Origin of the sequence: Chelativorans sp. ZYF759 (assembly GCF_012911015.1) — a bacterium.
Taxonomy (GTDB): domain Bacteria; phylum Pseudomonadota; class Alphaproteobacteria; order Rhizobiales; family Rhizobiaceae; genus ZYF759.
The window spans coordinates 520,311-536,089 of record NZ_WVVV01000001.1 but is presented as its reverse complement, the minus strand read 5'-3'; the positions used below and the strand labels follow the sequence as shown (position 1 = coordinate 536,089).

The 15,779-nt window shown below is 64.3% G+C and carries 23 protein-coding genes; 16 read left to right on the top strand and 7 right to left on the bottom strand.

Going from position 1 to position 15,779, the window contains the following annotated elements; translation table 11 throughout:
- The first annotated feature begins 6 nt into the window (after positions 1-6).
- The 4 genes from GRZ55_RS02350 (at position 7) to GRZ55_RS02335 (ending at position 1,758) form a co-directional block, all read left to right on the top strand.
- A complete protein-coding gene (locus GRZ55_RS02350) occupies positions 7-681 on the top strand; it encodes an LON peptidase substrate-binding domain-containing protein (protein ID WP_169285265.1) in 675 nt (224 codons plus the stop codon).
- 22 nt (positions 682-703) lie between these two features.
- Entirely contained in the window at positions 704-913 is a 210-nt protein-coding gene (locus tag GRZ55_RS02345) for a Trm112 family protein (RefSeq protein ID WP_169285264.1), read from the top strand.
- Positions 914-978: 65 nt separating this feature from the next.
- The gene (locus tag GRZ55_RS02340; protein ID WP_169285263.1) at positions 979-1,401 is read left to right on the top strand and encodes a metallopeptidase family protein; all 423 of its coding nucleotides are present in this window, start codon (positions 979-981) and stop codon (positions 1,399-1,401) included.
- Positions 1,402-1,410: 9 nt separating this feature from the next.
- A complete protein-coding gene (locus tag GRZ55_RS02335) occupies positions 1,411-1,758 on the top strand; it encodes a hypothetical protein (RefSeq protein ID WP_169285262.1) in 348 nt (115 codons plus the stop codon).
- Between the two features lie 11 nt (positions 1,759-1,769).
- On the opposite strand, the gene GRZ55_RS02330 is transcribed toward GRZ55_RS02335, so the two are convergent.
- Positions 1,770-2,645, bottom strand: coding sequence for a CoA ester lyase (locus GRZ55_RS02330; protein WP_169285261.1), 876 nt, complete (start codon positions 2,643-2,645; stop codon positions 1,770-1,772).
- Between the two features lie 100 nt (positions 2,646-2,745).
- Here GRZ55_RS02330 and GRZ55_RS02325 point away from each other — a divergent pair, with 100 nt between their 5' ends.
- On the top strand, positions 2,746-3,915 hold the full coding sequence (locus tag GRZ55_RS02325) for an FAD-binding oxidoreductase (protein WP_169285260.1): 1,170 nt from the start codon (positions 2,746-2,748) through the stop codon (positions 3,913-3,915).
- A gap of 212 nt (positions 3,916-4,127) precedes the next feature.
- The gene (locus GRZ55_RS02320; protein ID WP_169285259.1) at positions 4,128-4,568 is read left to right on the top strand and encodes a glyoxalase superfamily protein; all 441 of its coding nucleotides are present in this window, start codon (positions 4,128-4,130) and stop codon (positions 4,566-4,568) included.
- Positions 4,569-4,633: 65 nt separating this feature from the next.
- Here GRZ55_RS02320 and GRZ55_RS02315 read toward each other — a convergent pair whose 3' ends face one another.
- Positions 4,634-4,891 carry a DUF982 domain-containing protein gene (locus GRZ55_RS02315; protein ID WP_169285565.1) on the bottom strand — a complete coding sequence of 86 codons (258 nt, stop codon included), beginning with the start codon at positions 4,889-4,891 and terminating at the stop codon, positions 4,634-4,636.
- 141 nt (positions 4,892-5,032) lie between these two features.
- Here GRZ55_RS02315 and leuD point away from each other — a divergent pair, with 141 nt between their 5' ends.
- The 6 genes from leuD to GRZ55_RS02285 all read left to right on the top strand — a co-directional run bounded on the left by leuD (position 5,033) and on the right by GRZ55_RS02285 (position 9,640).
- Positions 5,033-5,638, top strand: coding sequence for a 3-isopropylmalate dehydratase small subunit (gene leuD, locus GRZ55_RS02310; protein ID WP_169285258.1), 606 nt, complete (start codon positions 5,033-5,035; stop codon positions 5,636-5,638).
- Positions 5,639-5,645: 7 nt separating this feature from the next.
- Positions 5,646-5,885 carry a DUF2798 domain-containing protein gene (locus tag GRZ55_RS02305; protein ID WP_169285257.1) on the top strand — a complete coding sequence of 80 codons (240 nt, stop codon included), beginning with the start codon at positions 5,646-5,648 and terminating at the stop codon, positions 5,883-5,885.
- A 68-nt stretch (positions 5,886-5,953) separates the two neighbouring features.
- A complete protein-coding gene (locus GRZ55_RS02300; RefSeq protein ID WP_169285256.1) occupies positions 5,954-6,346 on the top strand; it encodes a RidA family protein in 393 nt (130 codons plus the stop codon).
- Positions 6,347-6,411: 65 nt separating this feature from the next.
- The gene (locus GRZ55_RS02295) at positions 6,412-7,716 is read left to right on the top strand and encodes an NAD(P)H-dependent oxidoreductase (protein WP_169285255.1); all 1,305 of its coding nucleotides are present in this window, start codon (positions 6,412-6,414) and stop codon (positions 7,714-7,716) included.
- 130 nt (positions 7,717-7,846) lie between these two features.
- Positions 7,847-8,956, top strand: a complete 1,110-nt coding sequence (gene leuB / locus GRZ55_RS02290; protein ID WP_169285254.1) for a 3-isopropylmalate dehydrogenase — start codon at positions 7,847-7,849, stop codon at positions 8,954-8,956.
- A 3-nt stretch (positions 8,957-8,959) separates the two neighbouring features.
- The gene (locus tag GRZ55_RS02285; RefSeq protein WP_169285253.1) at positions 8,960-9,640 is read left to right on the top strand and encodes a lysoplasmalogenase; all 681 of its coding nucleotides are present in this window, start codon (positions 8,960-8,962) and stop codon (positions 9,638-9,640) included.
- A gap of 6 nt (positions 9,641-9,646) precedes the next feature.
- Here GRZ55_RS02285 and GRZ55_RS02280 read toward each other — a convergent pair whose 3' ends face one another.
- Together GRZ55_RS02280 and gloB are read right to left on the bottom strand one after the other, a co-directional pair.
- Positions 9,647-10,075 (bottom strand): cupin domain-containing protein, encoded by a 429-nt coding sequence (locus tag GRZ55_RS02280; RefSeq protein ID WP_210257180.1) that lies wholly within the window; start codon positions 10,073-10,075, stop codon positions 9,647-9,649.
- A 9-nt stretch (positions 10,076-10,084) separates the two neighbouring features.
- On the bottom strand, positions 10,085-10,852 hold the full coding sequence (gene gloB / locus GRZ55_RS02275) for a hydroxyacylglutathione hydrolase (RefSeq protein WP_169285252.1): 768 nt from the start codon (positions 10,850-10,852) through the stop codon (positions 10,085-10,087).
- Between the two features lie 107 nt (positions 10,853-10,959).
- On the opposite strand from gloB, the gene GRZ55_RS02270 reads away from it, so the two are divergent.
- A complete protein-coding gene (locus GRZ55_RS02270; RefSeq protein WP_169285251.1) occupies positions 10,960-11,748 on the top strand; it encodes a methyltransferase domain-containing protein in 789 nt (262 codons plus the stop codon).
- On the opposite strand, the gene GRZ55_RS02265 is transcribed toward GRZ55_RS02270, so the two are convergent.
- Genes GRZ55_RS02265 through GRZ55_RS02255 form a run of 3 tightly spaced genes read right to left on the bottom strand, consistent with a single transcriptional unit; the run spans position 11,702 to position 13,231 of the window.
- A complete protein-coding gene (locus GRZ55_RS02265; protein WP_169285250.1) occupies positions 11,702-12,064 on the bottom strand; it encodes a response regulator in 363 nt (120 codons plus the stop codon). The genes GRZ55_RS02270 and GRZ55_RS02265 overlap by 47 nt on opposite strands.
- Entirely contained in the window at positions 12,064-12,612 is a 549-nt protein-coding gene (hpt, locus tag GRZ55_RS02260) for a hypoxanthine phosphoribosyltransferase (protein WP_169285249.1), read from the bottom strand. Before hpt ends, GRZ55_RS02265 begins: the two co-directional genes overlap by 1 nt.
- Positions 12,613-12,616: 4 nt before the next feature.
- Positions 12,617-13,231 (bottom strand): hypothetical protein, encoded by a 615-nt coding sequence (locus GRZ55_RS02255; protein ID WP_169285248.1) that lies wholly within the window; start codon positions 13,229-13,231, stop codon positions 12,617-12,619.
- A 148-nt stretch (positions 13,232-13,379) separates the two neighbouring features.
- On the opposite strand from GRZ55_RS02255, the gene ftsE reads away from it, so the two are divergent.
- The 3 genes from ftsE to GRZ55_RS02240 all read left to right on the top strand — a co-directional run bounded on the left by ftsE (position 13,380) and on the right by GRZ55_RS02240 (position 15,771).
- Complete coding sequence (ftsE, locus tag GRZ55_RS02250; RefSeq protein ID WP_169285247.1) at positions 13,380-14,039, top strand: cell division ATP-binding protein FtsE; 660 nt, start codon at positions 13,380-13,382, stop codon at positions 14,037-14,039.
- Positions 14,040-14,076: 37 nt separating this feature from the next.
- Positions 14,077-15,015: an ABC transporter permease gene (locus GRZ55_RS02245; RefSeq protein WP_246734495.1), complete on the top strand. Its 939-nt coding sequence runs from the start codon at positions 14,077-14,079 to the stop codon at positions 15,013-15,015.
- Between the two features lie 171 nt (positions 15,016-15,186).
- On the top strand, positions 15,187-15,771 hold the full coding sequence (locus tag GRZ55_RS02240) for a YdcF family protein (RefSeq protein ID WP_246734494.1): 585 nt from the start codon (positions 15,187-15,189) through the stop codon (positions 15,769-15,771).
- Positions 15,772-15,779 lie beyond the last annotated feature (8 nt).

Sequence of the window (15,779 nt, the reverse complement as noted above, 5' to 3'; positions counted from 1 at the left end):
CAGAAAATGGTACAGGCGGGCAACGTTTCCTATCGGAAGGTCTCCGACCTGCCCGAGACCGCGCCGATCTTCCCCCTGACCGGCGCTCTGCTGTTGCCGGGCGGGCGGATGCCGCTCAACATTTTCGAGCCGCGCTATCTCTCGATGACGGACGATGCCTTTAACGGCAAGCGGCTGATCGGCATGGTGCAGCCGAGGCTCGACGGGGCCAAGCGCGAGGATGGGGAGCCCGAATTATGCGCCGTCGGCTGTCTCGGCCGGCTGACCTCCTTCACGGAGACGGGCGATGGGCGCTATCTGGTTGTCCTGCAGGGCGTCTGCCGATTTCGCATCGACGAGGAAATCGCGGGGCGCAGCGGCTATCGCCAGTGCCGCATCCGGCCTTTCGCCGCTGATCTCGACGAGGCTGCGGGAGCAGAGGAAGTTGACCGTCCGGCCCTTCTCAAGACTTTCCGTACCTATCTGAAGGCTAACGATCTGGATGCCGACTGGGAAAGCGTCAGCCGGGCCGAGAATGCGACTCTCGTCAACGCCTTGTCCATGATGGCGCCCTACGGCGCGGCCGAAAAGCAGGCGTTGCTCGAAGCCCCGGACCTCAAAACCCGAGCCGAGACGCTGATCGCCATTACGGAGATTTCCCTGGCACGCGAGCATGATGACGAGGGCACGAGCCTGCAATAGGCCGGCAAGCGAGGAGGACGGTATGGCCAGACACACCAATGGCGGCGACATCGACATACGCATGCTGGAACTGCTCGCCTGTCCGCTGACCAAGGGGCCCCTGCGCTACGACCGCGACAAGGCGGAACTCGTCTCGCGGCTGGCCAAACTCGCCTACCCGGTTCGCGACGGCATTCCAATCATGCTGCCGTCCGAAGCGCGTGACCTCGACGATCAGGAAGCCGCACGCTGAAGCCTTCGCCCAGGGGCTCGTAAGCCCCCTTGAAAAGCTCTATATCGCGGTCCAAAGGATACAGAATGGCCCGCATCTACCAGACCAGAGCCTGGCACGACCAGCTCTCGCCATCGCTGTCGGAATTCGAACTTCTGGCGTTGGAAATCTACGCTCATCTGCCGGAGGAATTCCGCAAGCTGACTGGCGAGATCGTCATTCAGGTGGCGGAATTCCCGACCGACGAGATCATGGATGATCTGGCGCTGGAAACGCCCTTCGACCTCCTGGGCCTTTTCGAGGGCCGTGGCATCGCCGAGCGCTGGAACCCCCAGACCGGCGAAGGACCGAACCGCGTCACCCTCTATCGTCGCGCCATTCTCGACTATTGGGCCGAGAACGAGGAGACGCTGGGCGACATCGTCGCCCATGTGCTGATCCACGAGATAGGCCATCATTTCGGGCTCTCCGACGACGACATGGAGCGCATCGAGGCCGGGGCGGAGTGAGGCGGCGCGATGGTTGATCACATCGCCGATCTCCAATCTCGCCTGATGGACGCATGGAGCCTGGAGAGTTCGAGCCTGTGGCGTGCAGACATCCCAGCCCGCGGCCAATGCAACCCGACCGCCCTGGTGGTTCACGATCTCTTGGGCGGAGAATTGTTGAAGACCACCACACTCCAGGGATTTCACTTCTACAACCGCATTGAGGGTCGGCGGCTCGACTTCACCGCGTCGCAGTTCTCTGGCCCACCTGACTATCAAGACCTGCCCGCCACGCGCGACGAGATCATGGCCGGCACGTCGAACGCGCAGTATGAAGCACTGCGCGCGCGGCTCGGGATGAAACAAGACCAAGGCTGACCGGAAACCGTTCAATCCGGGTTGTGGTCGGCTTTGGCCAGCAACTTATCTGCCTGCTCGAGATGCAGCCTTTCCACCATCCGTCCGTCGAGCGAGATGACGCCCTTGCCGGCGTTTTCCGCCAGGCCGAATGCCGCGACGATGCGCGTCGCCTCGGCGATTTCCTCGACCGATGGCGAGAAGGCGGCAAGCGCGACCTCGATCTGCGCCGGGTGGATCAGCGTCTTGCCGTCGAAGCCCAGTTCCGCCCCCTGACGGCATTCGGTGGCAAAGGCGTCGAGATCGCGAAAATCGTTCGACACCCCGTCGAGCACGTCGAGACCGCCCGCCCTCGCCGCCAGCACCATCTGCAGAAGCCACGGCATCAGATTGGCGCGCCCTGGCCCAGGCTTCAGCCCCGTTTCTTTCACCAAGTCATTGGTTCCGGCAACCAGACAGCCGAGCCGCGAAAACGGACGGCGCGCACCGGCTGCGAGCGCTGGCAGCTCAATCATGCCGCGGGGCGTTTCTACCATCGCCCACAGCGCAAGCTTCTCCGGCGCGTCGGTCTGCTCCAGGGCCTCCTCGGCCATCAGAATGTCGACCGGGCCTTCGACCTTGGGCAGCAGGATCGCATCGGGCATCGCGCCGCGCGCGGCCAGGAAATCCTCGGTGCCCCATTCGCCAGAGAGCTGGTTGATGCGAACGATCCATTCGCGGCCCGAACGGTCGACTTCCGACATGAAGGCGCGCATGCGCTCGCGCGCTTCCTGCTTCGCGCCGGGCGCGACGGCATCCTCCAGGTCGATGATCACCGCATCGCAGGCAAGCGTTGCGGCCTTGGCGAGCGCCTTCTCGTTGCTGGCGGGAACATAGAGCACGGCGCGGCGGGGTCGGTTCGTCTTCATTTCGCCTTCTTGGCCGAGCCTTGAAGGCCGCGCAAGCCATACCCTGTCTTGCCAAGCCAAGATGAAGCTGGTTGTGTCCGCCCGCATCACGGAGCCTTCTATGCACAAAGCCGACATCGTCATCATCGGCGGCGCCATCATGGGCGCCTCCCTGGCCTGGTTTCTGCGCGAAGAGGGGTTTTCGGGCTCCATCGCGCTCATCGAGCGGGATCCCGCCTTTGCGCATGCTGCGACCACCCTTTCCTGCGCCTCGATCCGCCAGCAGTTCTCCATCCCCGAGAACATCCGGCTGTCGCGCTTCACCCTTGGCTTCTTCCGCGAACTCAAGGAGCGCTTCGGCCAGGATGCCGACATCGCCTTCAACGAAAAGGGCTATCTGATCCTGGCCAGCGACGAAGGCTTGCCGGTCCTCCAGGCCAATAACGCAATTCAGCGGGCCGAAGGCGCGGATGTGGTCATCGAGGATGCCGACACTCTGGCGCAGAGATTCTCCTGGCTGTCGCCGGAAGGCATCGCCGGAGGGGCGCTGGGGCGTTCGGGTGAGGGCTGGTTCGATGCCCATGCGCTGCTTGGGCTCATTCGCAAGGGACTGCGGCAACGGGACATTCACTTCGTACACGATGAGGTAACGGGCATCGCGCGGCAAGGCAGCCGGGCCGAGAGCGTGCAACTGGCCTCCGGCAGCGCCATCGCGGCCGGCACCATCGTCAACGCAGCAGGTCCCAATGCCGGGAAGGTCGCCGCGATGGCAGGGCTGAGCCTGCCGGTGGAGCCCCGGAAGCGCTCGGTCTTCGTGTTCGAGGCCAGGGATCATTTCGAGGACATGCCGCTGCTGGTCGATCCGAGCGGCATTTATGTGCGCCCGGAGGGGAGAACCTACATCACCGGCGGTGCCGAACCCCACGAGACAGACGGCCCCGCCGATCCGACGGATTTTGCGCCGGACTGGCACCTTTTCGAGGATATCATCTGGCCGGTTCTCGCCACGCGCGTTCCATCCTTCGAGGCGCTTAAACAGACCTCCGCCTGGGCCGGCCACTACGATTACAACACGCTCGACCAGAACGCGGTGATCGGTCCGCATCCGGAAATGGGCAACTTCCTCTTTGCCAACGGCTTTTCAGGCCACGGCCTGCAGCAGGCACCGGCCGTCGGCAAGGCGCTCGGCGAACTGATCGTCCATGGCAGCTACCGAACCGTCGATTGTTCGCCATTCGGCTATGAACGGATCGCGCTGAACAAGCCCTTTCGCGAGCTGAACGTGATCTAAAGCCGTGATCGTGACCTGCTGGGGCGGGCCCGTTGATATTCTGGCAGCAAGCACCTATCTGATCGCTTCGGCATGGGAAGCGCCGGCCGCTCGCGGGCACTGAGCCTTGGTGAAGCTTCCCGGATTTCTCGTTTCCCCCTGAATGCGAGGGCCGAAACGGCAATGCGGGCGCCCGTTCTATCAGTCTCTTCGCGTAAATCAGGAGCGAGACGATGACCATTGCGGTTTCATCCGACTACAAGACACATGCCAAACGGCTGCGCGACGCGCTGGCCGCCGAGGGGGTTGACGTCAGCCATTCCCGTGCGCTCGAACTCGTGGCCCGCCAGAACGGGGCGCGCGACTGGAACACGCTTGTCGCAACGACACAGGCGCCTGCGGGCAAGCGCGGTCCAGCACCCTTTGCGGTCGGTGAACCGGTCGTTGGCACATTCAACGGCAATCCGGTCCAAGGCCGTGTTCATGCACTTTCGGAGACCATCAAGCCGGATCTGTGGCGCATCACGGTGGCATTCGATCCGCCCGTGGACGTGGTGACATCCACGCTGTTTTCCTCGCCGCGCCGGCGCATCGAGATGGTGGTGGGCGCCGACGGCCGCTCGCGCCGCCTTACCGGCACCGAGACCGGCGTCATGGCGATACGGCGCGCGTGAATGGGCCGACCGGCCAAGATTGAAGGTAAAGGGCGGCTTTCGGGTCGCCCTTTTTCCAGATGGAGTCAGTCCTCCGCCAGAATACCGGCCTCGCGAGCGGCCTCGATCAACTCGGCGCGTGCATTGGCTGCGGTGCGATGACCGTCCAGCGCCTTGAGGCAGGTCTCGTAGGCATCGCGGTGGCGCGGGCCGCGCTCACCCGGCCAGTCGACATGGGCCAGCCGCTCGACCGCCTCTTCCACCGAAGCAATCGCGACCTTCTCTCCGCCGAACTGCAGTTCCACCGGGGCGTCGAAGCTCTTTAGCTGTCCGTCTTTTGCCATGGGGATCAACGGACCGCTGTCCTTCCGGTTCCGTGCGCACTTCCAGCTGGCCGCAAAGGATGGGCACCACCCACTTTGAATCCCGCGCTCCTTCGTATAAAGCCTTCAGCGGTCAGACAGACAATCCAGCGGGCAAAGATCATGGAAAAATTCACCACCCTCACCGGCGTCGCCGCTCCCATGCCGATCGTCAATGTCGATACCGACATGATCATCCCCAAGGACTATCTGAAGACGATCAAGCGTACGGGCCTGGGCACCGGGCTCTTCGCCGAGATGCGCTACAATGAGGACGGGACGGAGAATCCGGATTTCGTGCTCAACCAGCCGGCCTACCGCAACGCCAAGATCCTGGTAGCGGGCGACAATTTCGGCTGCGGCTCAAGCCGCGAGCACGCGCCCTGGGCTCTGATGGATTTCGGGATCCGCTGCGTGATCTCCACCTCGTTCGCCGACATTTTCTACAACAACTGCTTCAAGAACGGCATTCTGCCCATCGTCGTGACCGAGGAAGACCTCGACAAGCTGATGGACGATGCGGAGCGCGGCGCAAATGCGACGCTGACCGTTGATCTCGAGGCCAAGGAGATTCGGGGCCCCGATGGCGGCGTCGTTCAATTCGACCTTGATGATTTCAAGCGTCACTGCATGCTCAACGGTCTCGACGACATCGCGCTGACTCTTGAAAAGGGCCCCTCCATCGACGGATTCGAGAAGAGTTACGCCGAAACCCGCCCCTGGGCCTGAGGTCGCGATGCGTCCCTTTGTCCCCAAACGTTTTGAGCAGGCGGCTTTCGGCTTCCTGCTCACATGCTTCATGACCTTTGTCGTGGCCGGGATCTCGACGCTTCTTGCGGTCGGCATCAGCACGCCGGGCTTTATCGGCCTCTGGTTTGTTGCCTGGATGTCGTCCTGGGCCGTGGCCTTCCCCGCGATTCTGTTCATCGGCCCCATGGTCCGGCGCATTCTCAAGCGCATCGTGATCGAACACTAGGCCGCAACTGGCCCATTCGTGTGGCGGCACGGAGCAGATAGCGTGGCGCGTCTTTCCTGGAGCTTGCCTTGAATCGCCGCCTCATCTCGACCGGATCGCCTTTCGAAAAGCAGGCCGGATACAGCCGCGCCGTCGTCCAGGGCGAGTGGTGCTTCGTCTCCGGCACGACCGGCTACGACTATGCGACCATGGAGATGCCGGAGAGCATCGAGGATCAGACGCGCAACTGTCTCGCCACCATCGATGCAGCCCTCCGCGAGGCCGGTTTCGAGATGGCCGACGTGGTGCGCGCGCGATACCACGTCACCGATGCCGCCTATGTCGATCTTGTCTTTCCCGTGCTCGGAGAGGTGTTCGGTGAAATTCGGCCCGCCGCCACGATGACCGTGTGCGGGCTCAACAGGCCGGAGATGAAGGTCGAGATCGAGGTCACGGCGCTGCGGCGCGACCGGGCGCAATAACCGCGCCCATTGCGCGCGGTCTCCTCTTCGCCTCCAATGGGTACATCTGAACCGGGGAGGATTAGATGAATCTTCATTCCATGCTGAAGGCCCGCGCCGCCGAGGGAAAGCCCGTGCGTGCCGGGTTGATCGGCGCCGGCAAGTTCGGCTCGATGTTCCTGTCGCAGGTGCCCTCGACGCCAGGTCTGGAGGTGAGCACCATCGCCGACCTCTCGCCGACGCGCGCGCAAGCCGCCTGCCGGGCTGTCGGCTGGGAGGAAGACAGGATAGCGGCAACGAGATTCGTCGAGGACGGCCGCCATCTCGCCGCCGCCGATGATGTCGATGTCGTCATCGACTCGACCGGCTCTCCCGCCGCCGGCATTGCCCACGCAATGGCCGCGATCGAACATGGCAAGCATGTGGTCATGGTCAATGTGGAAGCCGACGTGCTGGCGGGTCCGGCTCTGGCGCAACGCGCGCGCGCGGCGGGCGTGGTCTATTCCATGGCCTATGGCGATCAGCCCGCGCTCGTTGCCGAAATGGTCGACTGGGCACGCGCGACCGGCTTTCGCGTCCAAGCCGCGGGCAAGGGAACGAAATACCTGCCCAGCTACCATCAGGTTGCGCCGGACAACGTCTGGAGCCACTACGGCCTGTCGCCGGAAGCCGCTCATGCCGCCGGTATGAATCCGCAGATGTTCAATTCCTTCCTCGACGGCACGAAATCGGCCATCGAAATGGCCGCGATTGCCAATGCGTGCGACCTCGACGTGCCGGCGGACGGCCTCGCCTTCCCGCCCTGCGGCGTGGACGACCTTGCCCATGTGCTTCGCCCGCGCGAGATCGGCGGCATCATGGAGGGGGCCGCCATGGTGGAGGTGGTGTCGTCGCTGGAACGCGATGGGCGACCGGTCTTCCGTGACCTGCGCTGGGGGGTTTACGTCGTGCTGGAGGCGCCGAACGACTATGCCGCGGCCTGCTTCCGCCAATACGGCCTGCCGGTCGATTCCACCGGGCGCTATGCTTCGATGTACAAGCCGTTTCACCTGATCGGGCTGGAACTCGGCATCTCGGTGCTGTCCGCCGCCCTGCGCGGCGAGCCGACCGGCCAGAGCCGCGTCTTCCGCGGCGACGCGGTGGCCGTCGCCAAGCGCGACCTTGTGCCGGGCGACGTGCTCGACGGCGAGGGCGGCTATACCGTGTGGGGCAAGCTCCTGCCAGCCAGGATTTCACTGGAGAAGCAGGCCCTGCCGATCGGTCTGGCGCATGGTCTCAAGGTGATTCACCCGGTCGAGGCGGGCGAGGTGGTGACGCAGCATCACGTCGAGCAATCGCTCGACGGGCAAGTCATGAAACTGCGCCGCGAGACGGAAGCGCTGGCAGGCTGACGGCGGTCACCTGCAGCACCCGAGCGCTGCGCCAGGCCTCGCCTTGGAGGCGATGAAGGGTCGACGCTTGCGCCCGCCGCGCTTCGCGGCTAGCAAGGCCCAAATTCTGCATTCGGAGAGGGCGACAAAGATGGCATCGCGCAAATTGCTTCTTCTTCCCGGTGACGGCATCGGGCCGGAAGCCATGGCCGAGGTGAAGAAGCTCATCGAGCTGATGAACGCCGAGATGGCGGCTGGCTTCGAGACCGAGGAAGGCCTCGTGGGCGGGTCAGCCTATGACTCGCATGGCCAGTCGATCTCCGACACCGACATGGAAAAGGCGATGGCTGCGGACGCGACCCTTTTCGGCGCCGTCGGCGGACCGAAATGGGATGCGGTACCCTATGAGGTGCGCCCCGAGGCCGGCCTGTTGCGCCTGCGCAAGGACATGCAGCTTTTCGCCAACCTGCGCCCCGCAATCTGCTACCCGGCCCTGGCCGAATCCTCCTCCCTGAAAAAGGAAGTGGTCGAGGGCCTCGACATCCTCATCGTGCGCGAACTGACCGGCGGCGTCTATTTCGGCGAGCCGAAGACCATCACCGACCTGGGCAACGGCCAGAAGCGGGCGATCGACACGCAGGTCTATGACACGTTCGAGATCGAGCGCATCGCGGGCGTGGCCTTCGAACTGGCGCGCACGCGCGGCAACAAGGTCTGCTCGATGGAAAAGCGCAACGTCATGAAGTCGGGCGTGCTCTGGAACGAGGTGGTGACCGCCACCCACAAGGCCAAATATTCCGACGTCGAGCTCTCCCACATGCTGGCCGATGCGGGCGGCATGCAGCTGGTGCGGTGGCCCAAGCAGTTCGACGTCATCGTCACCGACAATCTGTTCGGCGACATGCTGTCGGATGTCGCGGCCATGCTGACGGGCTCGCTCGGCATGCTTCCCTCCGCCTCGCTCGGCGCACCGGATGCCAGGAGCGGCGCCCGCAAGGCGCTCTACGAGCCGGTGCATGGTTCGGCACCCGACATCGCCGGCCAGGGGATCGCCAATCCGATCGCCATGATCGCCTCCTTCGCCATGTGCCTGCGCTATTCCTTCAACATGGTCGATGCCGCTGACCGCCTGGAAGCTGCGATCTCGGCCGTACTCGATGACGGGCTTCGGACCCGCGACATCATGTCGGCAGGCATGACGGAGGTCGGCACCTCGCAGATGGGCGACGCCGTCGCAGCGAAGTTCAGGGCCGGGCTCTAGGCCATGATGCCGTTCCCCGGAGGCATCGATTCACTTGCTAACGGGACGCTGATCATTTCGGTCGGCGCGGCCTGCCTCTATCTGGTGCTGCGCGGCACCGAACCCGTCTGGCGCCGGACGCTGCTGAAGGCGGGCTCAACCGCGTTGCTCGCGCTCCTGGCGCTGATCACCGGCGGTCCGGCACTGCTCGTCGCCGCGCTGCTGCTGTGCGCTGTAGGCGATGCTTTGCTGGCCCAGGAGGGAGAACATTTCTTCCTGGGGGGGCTCGTGGCCTTTCTTCTCGGCCACGTCGTCTACATCACGCTTTTCCTGGCGGTGGCTGCGGGACTTGGAACCGGACTGGGCACATTGCTGGCCGAACCCTGGCGCGCGCTTCTCGTTCTGGCGGCACTGGTTGCCACAGGGGCGCTCGCCATGCGGCTCCTGCCGGTGATCGGCGAGGAATTGCGCCTGCCCGTCGCCACCTATGCGGTCGCAATATTCGCGATGCTGACGGCCGCGGCGACCCTGCCGCTGTCAATGGTGGTCGCCGGGGCGGCGCTCTTCTTCGTCTCGGACGCGATTCTCGCTGCCGAGCGCTACCTTCTGGATAAGGGATCGCTGCCGCAATTGATCGCCGGGCCGGCTGTGTGGGTGCTCTATTATCTTGGCCAGATGGCGATCGTCCTCGGCTTCGTGCTCTGACGGGCTTCAGACCGGGGGCTCCCATCCCGGCTCGGCCAGTTCGAAGGCCGAAAAGTCGAAGCCCGGCGCCACCGTGCAGCCGACCAGCGTCCACTCGCCGGTCGTGACCGCCGCCTGCCACCAGCCGGCCGGCACGACCGCCTGCGGCCGCTCGCCCGCGGCGAGATCGCTGCCCAGGCTCTGCCAGGTCACCTCGCCCTCGCCCGACCACATCCCGAGTTCCAGCGGCGCGCCGGCATAGTGGTGCCATACCTCCGCTGCATCCATCACCCGGTGCCAGTGCGAGCTTTCGCCAGCCTTGAGGAGGAAATAGATCGCGGTGGAATGCCCGCGTTCTCCGCCGCGGTTGTCGCGATACGTCTCGACGAACCAGCCGCCTTCCGGGTGCGGCTGCAGGTTCAGTTCCCTGATGATCTCGTCGGCTGTCAACGCCATGCCCATATCTCAGAAATTATCCTTGCGGCGGCGGATCTCGGCGAAGACCTCTTCTTCGGAGGCATCCTGCATGCCGAGGGTGGCGCGCACGCCTGCCGCATTCCAGCGCAGGAACGGGTTGGTGGCCAGTTCATCGGCGATCGTCGTGGGGAGCGTGGCCTTCCCCTCCTCGCGTATGGCTTCGATACGGCCGGCCCGCGCCTTCAGCTCTTCATTGTCCGGTTCCACTGTCACCGCGAAACGGGCATTGGAAAGCGTGTATTCGTGCCCGCAATAGACCACTGTCTCGGGCGGCAGGGCAGCCAGCTTCTTCATGGAGCGGAGCATCACTGCCGGCCCCTCCTCGAAGAGACGCCCGCAGCCCAGCGCGAAGAGCGTATCGCCCGCAAAGGCCAGCTTTTCCTGGGGGATGTGATAGCTGACGTGACCTGAAGTGTGGCCCGGCGTTTCGATGACCTCGACGGTGCGCCCGGCGAATTCGATCGTGTCACCTTCGGAAACGCTGCGGTCCAGCCCCGGTATCTTGGCCGCCTCCGCGCGTGGACCGACGATCGTCAGCCCATAACGTTCCTTCAGCGCCAGATTGGCGGCCACATGGTCGGGATGATGGTGAGTGACGAGGAGAAGGGTCGGCGACCATCCTGTGCGTTCGAGAACCGCTCGGATGGCGTTTTCCTCGGGTGCGTCAACGATGGCCGTCTCACCGCTTTCGGTGTCGTGCAGGATGACGCCGAAATTGTCGCTTCGGCACATGAATTGCTCGACCTTCAGACTCATGTCCTGGTTACCTCCGTTTTGAGGGCGGACGATAGGGCGCACGCACCCGCTTGTCATCCCGTCGCTTTTCTTGCGATGGGATCGAGGCAGGGCTAATGCTGTCGGCCATGAAGAACGACATCGTCGATCTGAAGTCTTTCTACGCCTCGACACTGGGGCGGCTGGCCGACCGTTCCATCGCCATGGCACTCGCTTCCGTCTGGGCCGAGATGCCCGAGGAAAGGCTCATCGGCCTGGGATTCACCCTGCCTTGGCTCGACCGCTTCGCTGCCGATGCCGAGCGTTCGCTCGCGTTCATGCCTGCAGGACAGGGTGCGACGCGGTGGCCTCTCAAGGGGCCGTCTTCCGCCGCTCTCGTCTTCGAGGAGGAACTGCCTCTCGTCGATGCATCTATCGACCGCGTGCTCCTGGTTCACGCGCTCGAACATGCGGAGAACCCGCGCGAGATGCTGATGGAACTGTGGCGGGTTCTGGCCCCCGGCGGCCGGCTGGTCATCGTGGTGCCCAACCGGCGGGGCATGTGGGCTCGCTTCGAGCACACGCCTTTTGGCACCGGTCGGCCTTTTTCCCGTGGCCAGATCACCGCACTGTTGCGCGAGACCAACTTCACCCCCGGCGCCTGGACGGACGCGCTGCATTTTCCGCCGTCCGAGACAGGCTGGATCATGAAGCTTCACGCCCTCCTTGAGCGCACCGGTCGCCGTTTCTGGCCCATCTTCGCCGGCGTGATCGTCGTGGAAGCGCAAAAACGCCTCTATCAGGGGCTGCCCGTGGCCGCACGCGCCTCGCGTCGCGTGTTCGTGCCGGTGCTCGCACCGCAGGGGGCGACGACCCGAAACGCCGGGAACCTCAGCCCAGGAGCGAGCACACGCGCGAACGGATCTCGGGAAGCGTGAAGGGCTTGTCGACCACGCCTCGAACGATGCCAGAAAGCTCGGCTGCGCGTTCGCGCTGTTCGGCATAGCCGGTCATCAGCAGGATCGGGGTGGCGGGGCTGATATCCGCGACCCGTCCTGCCATCTCGATACCGTCCATGACCGGCATGCGGATGTCGGACAGAATGAGGTCATAGGGGGAGGCGGCATTGGACACGCGCTCCAGACCTTCGTCTCCGTCCGTCGCCACATCGACCGCATGGCCATCGGCGCTCAGCGCGCGTTGCGTGAACAGGCGCACCGAATCATCGTCTTCGACAACGAGAATCCTCGCCATTACACGTCTCCCTTGACCACGCCGACAAATGGCAGCTCTCGAAAGGCATGGGCCACGTCCATGCCATATCCAACGACGAAATAATCCGGGCACTCGAAGCCGACGAAATCGGCATCGATGGCACTGTCGCTCTGGCGCCGCATGCGCTTGTCGAGCAACACCGCGATCGACACGCTCTTGGCGCCGCGCGACAGCATGAGGTCTCGGGTAAAGGTCAATGTCTTTCCCGATTCCAGGATGTCGTCGATCAGGAGCACGTCGCGCCCTTTCACGTCATTGTCGATGTCGCGAAGAACCTTGACCTCGCCGCTCGTCGTTCCCGCCCCATAGCTGGAAATGAAGATGAACTCGACCTCCGGCGACAGCCCGCCATCATGCATGGCCCGGATCAGGTCCGCGGCGAAGATGAAGGAGCCCTTGAGCACGGAGATGACGAGAAGGTCGTCATATTCGCGCTCGCTGATTTCCTTGGCGAGTTCGAGATTGCGCCGGGCGATCGCCGACGCACTGAAGAGAACTTCGATTTCCTTGCCTCTGACGACGGGCATCGGCTCATTCCTCGCGGAAGGTTACGGTGACGGACTTCACCCCGTTGCTAGGCGCCTCCACCCGGCTGGAAAAGGCGATGCTCTGGCCCGGCGCCAGAAGCGTGCCGTTTGTCCCCAGAAAATGCCGGCTCGTCAAACCCCCGCTGTCGGTAATCGCGATGGCGATGGGGGGAACGGAACGTCGCTCCACGCCGCGATTCGTCGTGGCCCCTTCCACGATCAGCACCGCGCGAGCGCCCCGCGCCTCGACCCTGTGCGTGGCCTTCTCGATGATGAGCGGTTGTTTCGGGGTGCCCGTCACGATCGGTCCGACCCTGTCGATAAGCGTATGGCCGCCAGATATCCAGAAGGCGACAGCCACCAACATCAACCCCGCGCCCCAGAAGACAGGTCCACCGCGTGCCGCGCGCCCGACACGACCGCCGACGCTGCGCAGCATGGTCATGCCGCGCGGAACGGCTGCAGAGGGCGGCGACATCTCAGGGTTGCGGCCGCCCGTCGGCGTAAAGGTCTCGTATTCCGCCTCCACGATTGCGGACGGCTTCGGCCAGAAGGGCGGCGTTGCGATGACCGTCATGATCTCGCCGGAAACGGAGCGTCGATTGTCCTCAGCGGCCATTCTGGTGCATATCCTTGGCAAGCGCGATTCGGCGCGGGCACATGCGCCATCCGAATGCGCGCGAGGATGCACCAGCCATCTTAACCGCTGGTTAACCATGCCGGACCAAGGTCGGCACGCCGGCAACCGCGCCAGAGCAGGTCTCCCGTTGATTCGCTTCGAAAATGTCGGGCTGAGATACGGGATGGGGCCGGAGATCCTGCGGGACATCTCCTTCCACATCCCGGAGCGCTCCTTCCAGTTCCTGACCGGGCCCTCCGGTGCGGGCAAGACGACGCTGTTGCGCCTGCTGTTTCTCTCCTTGCGCCCAACGCGTGGGCTGATCACCGTCTTCGGCAAGGACCGCGCGCGCGTCACCCGGCGCGAACTGCCGCTTTTGCGCCGTCGCATCGGCGTGGTCTTTCAGGATTTCCGCCTTCTCGACCATATGACGACCTATGAAAACGTGGCGCTGCCCTTGCGGGTGCGCGGGCGCGACGAGGCGAATTATCGCGGTGATGTCGTCGATCTCCTCAAATGGGTTGGGCTGGGCGAACGCATGCACGTTCTGCCGCCTGTGCTTTCGGGCGGCGAGAAACAGCGCGCGGCGATCGCCCGCGCCCTGATCGAGCAGCCGGAGATTCTCCTCGCCGACGAACCGACCGGCAATGTCGATCCGCCGCTCGCGCGCCGGCTGCTGCGCCTTTTTATCGAACTGAACCGGCTGGGCACCGCCGTCGTCATCGCCACCCACGATCTGACGCTCATGGACCAGGTCGATGCCAGACGTATGGTGCTGGCGGAGGGGAGGCTCGATATCCATGACTGAGGCCGCCCCTGTCCAGCGGACCGGTCCGAAAGCCGCGATGGACGGCAGCCGGCGCGTGCGCAGGTCCGCGCCGATTGTGCCTCCTCAAAGCATCGCGGGGCGCGCCCTCATCCTGGTCATTGCGATCATGACATTCCTGTCGTGCCTGACGCTGGGCGCCGTGACACTCGTGCGCGACACCGCCACTGCCTGGCAGACGGAGATCGCGCGCGAGGCGACAGTCCAGGTGAAACCCGCCGAGGGGCTCGACATGGAAGCTGCGCTGGAAGACGCACGTTCGGTCTCCGCGAGTTTCGCCGGCGTGCGGCAGGCCTCCATTGTCGACCGCGCGGCCACGCAGCGCCTGCTCGAACCCTGGCTCGGACCGGATCTCGACATCGACGAACTGCCGGTCCCGCGCCTCATCGTCGTAACCATCGACACCTCTTCGCCGCCGGACTTCGTCGCCATGCGCCAGGCGCTGGTCGAGACCGTTCCGACCGCGATCCTGGACGACCACCGTACCTGGGTGGACCGGCTGGTCGCGATGGCGCGCACAACCGTCACCTTTGGCCTCGCGGCCCTCCTGCTGATGCTGACGGCGACCGTTCTGACCGTCATCTTTGCCACGCGCGGCGCCATGGCGGGCAACGGCCACATCATCGAGGTGCTGCATTTCGTGGGCGCCGAGGCACGTTTCATCGCGGCCCAGTTCAGGCGGCATTTTCTCGTCACCGGCATGCAGGGCGCAGCCGCCGGCGGGGCATTGGCCATTCTGGTCTTCATCCTGTTTTCATGGTGGGCCTCTCGCAATCTCGCGACGCCGGAGGCCGATCAGGCGACCGCCCTTTTTGGTTCCTTTGCGATAGGGGCCGCCGGCTATCTCGGGGTCGGCCTCGTCGTGCTTCTGGTGGCGGGACTGACCGCCATCACCTCCCATTTCACCGTGGTCACCTTCCTCGGCGACCTTGAAGCACGCCATACGGATGGAGGGTGAGCGCAAAGCTCCTATTCATTGCCGCAATTCAGGTCTATCAGCGACAGCATGAAGGGACAGGACACGCACGGACCTGACATGGCCGGCGCGGCGACGTTGGACGCCGCTCGTCCCGGCCGTGCAACCGTCATCCTGCGCCTCATATTTTTCTTCACGTCCTTCTGCGTTGTCATGCTGGGGGCCGGATTTCTGCTGTTCGCGACCCATGTGGGCAATCTGGAAACGCCGGCCGACCCAAGCCCTGCGGACGCGATCATCGTGCTGACCGGCGGCAGCGCCCGCGTAGAGACAGGCGTGGAATTGCTGAAGGCCGGCAAGGGACAGCGGCTGCTCATCAGTGGCGTCAACCCGATGGCGCGCGTAGAAGATTTACGCCGCGCGACGGGCGGAGACCGCGAGTTGTTCGCCTGCTGCGTCGACATTGATCATGCCGCGCTCGACACGATCGGCAATGCCGAGGAAAGCGCCCGCTGGGTCACGGAGCACGCCTTCGCCAGCGTCATACTGGTCACCAACAACTATCACATGCCGCGCAGCCTCATGGAGATGCGACGCTATTTGGGTGAGCTCAACCTCCAGCCCTATCCGGTCGTTACCGGAAGGCTGAACGGTGCCGAATGGCTGCGCCAGCCGACCGCATTGCGGGTGCTGTTCACCGAATACCTCAAGCTCATCGGATCCTTCGCGCGCGGCTTTGTCAGCGCAGGAGCGATTCGCGCGCACCTCGCCACGATCTCCGACGCGATGCCGGAATAGGGCCCCTT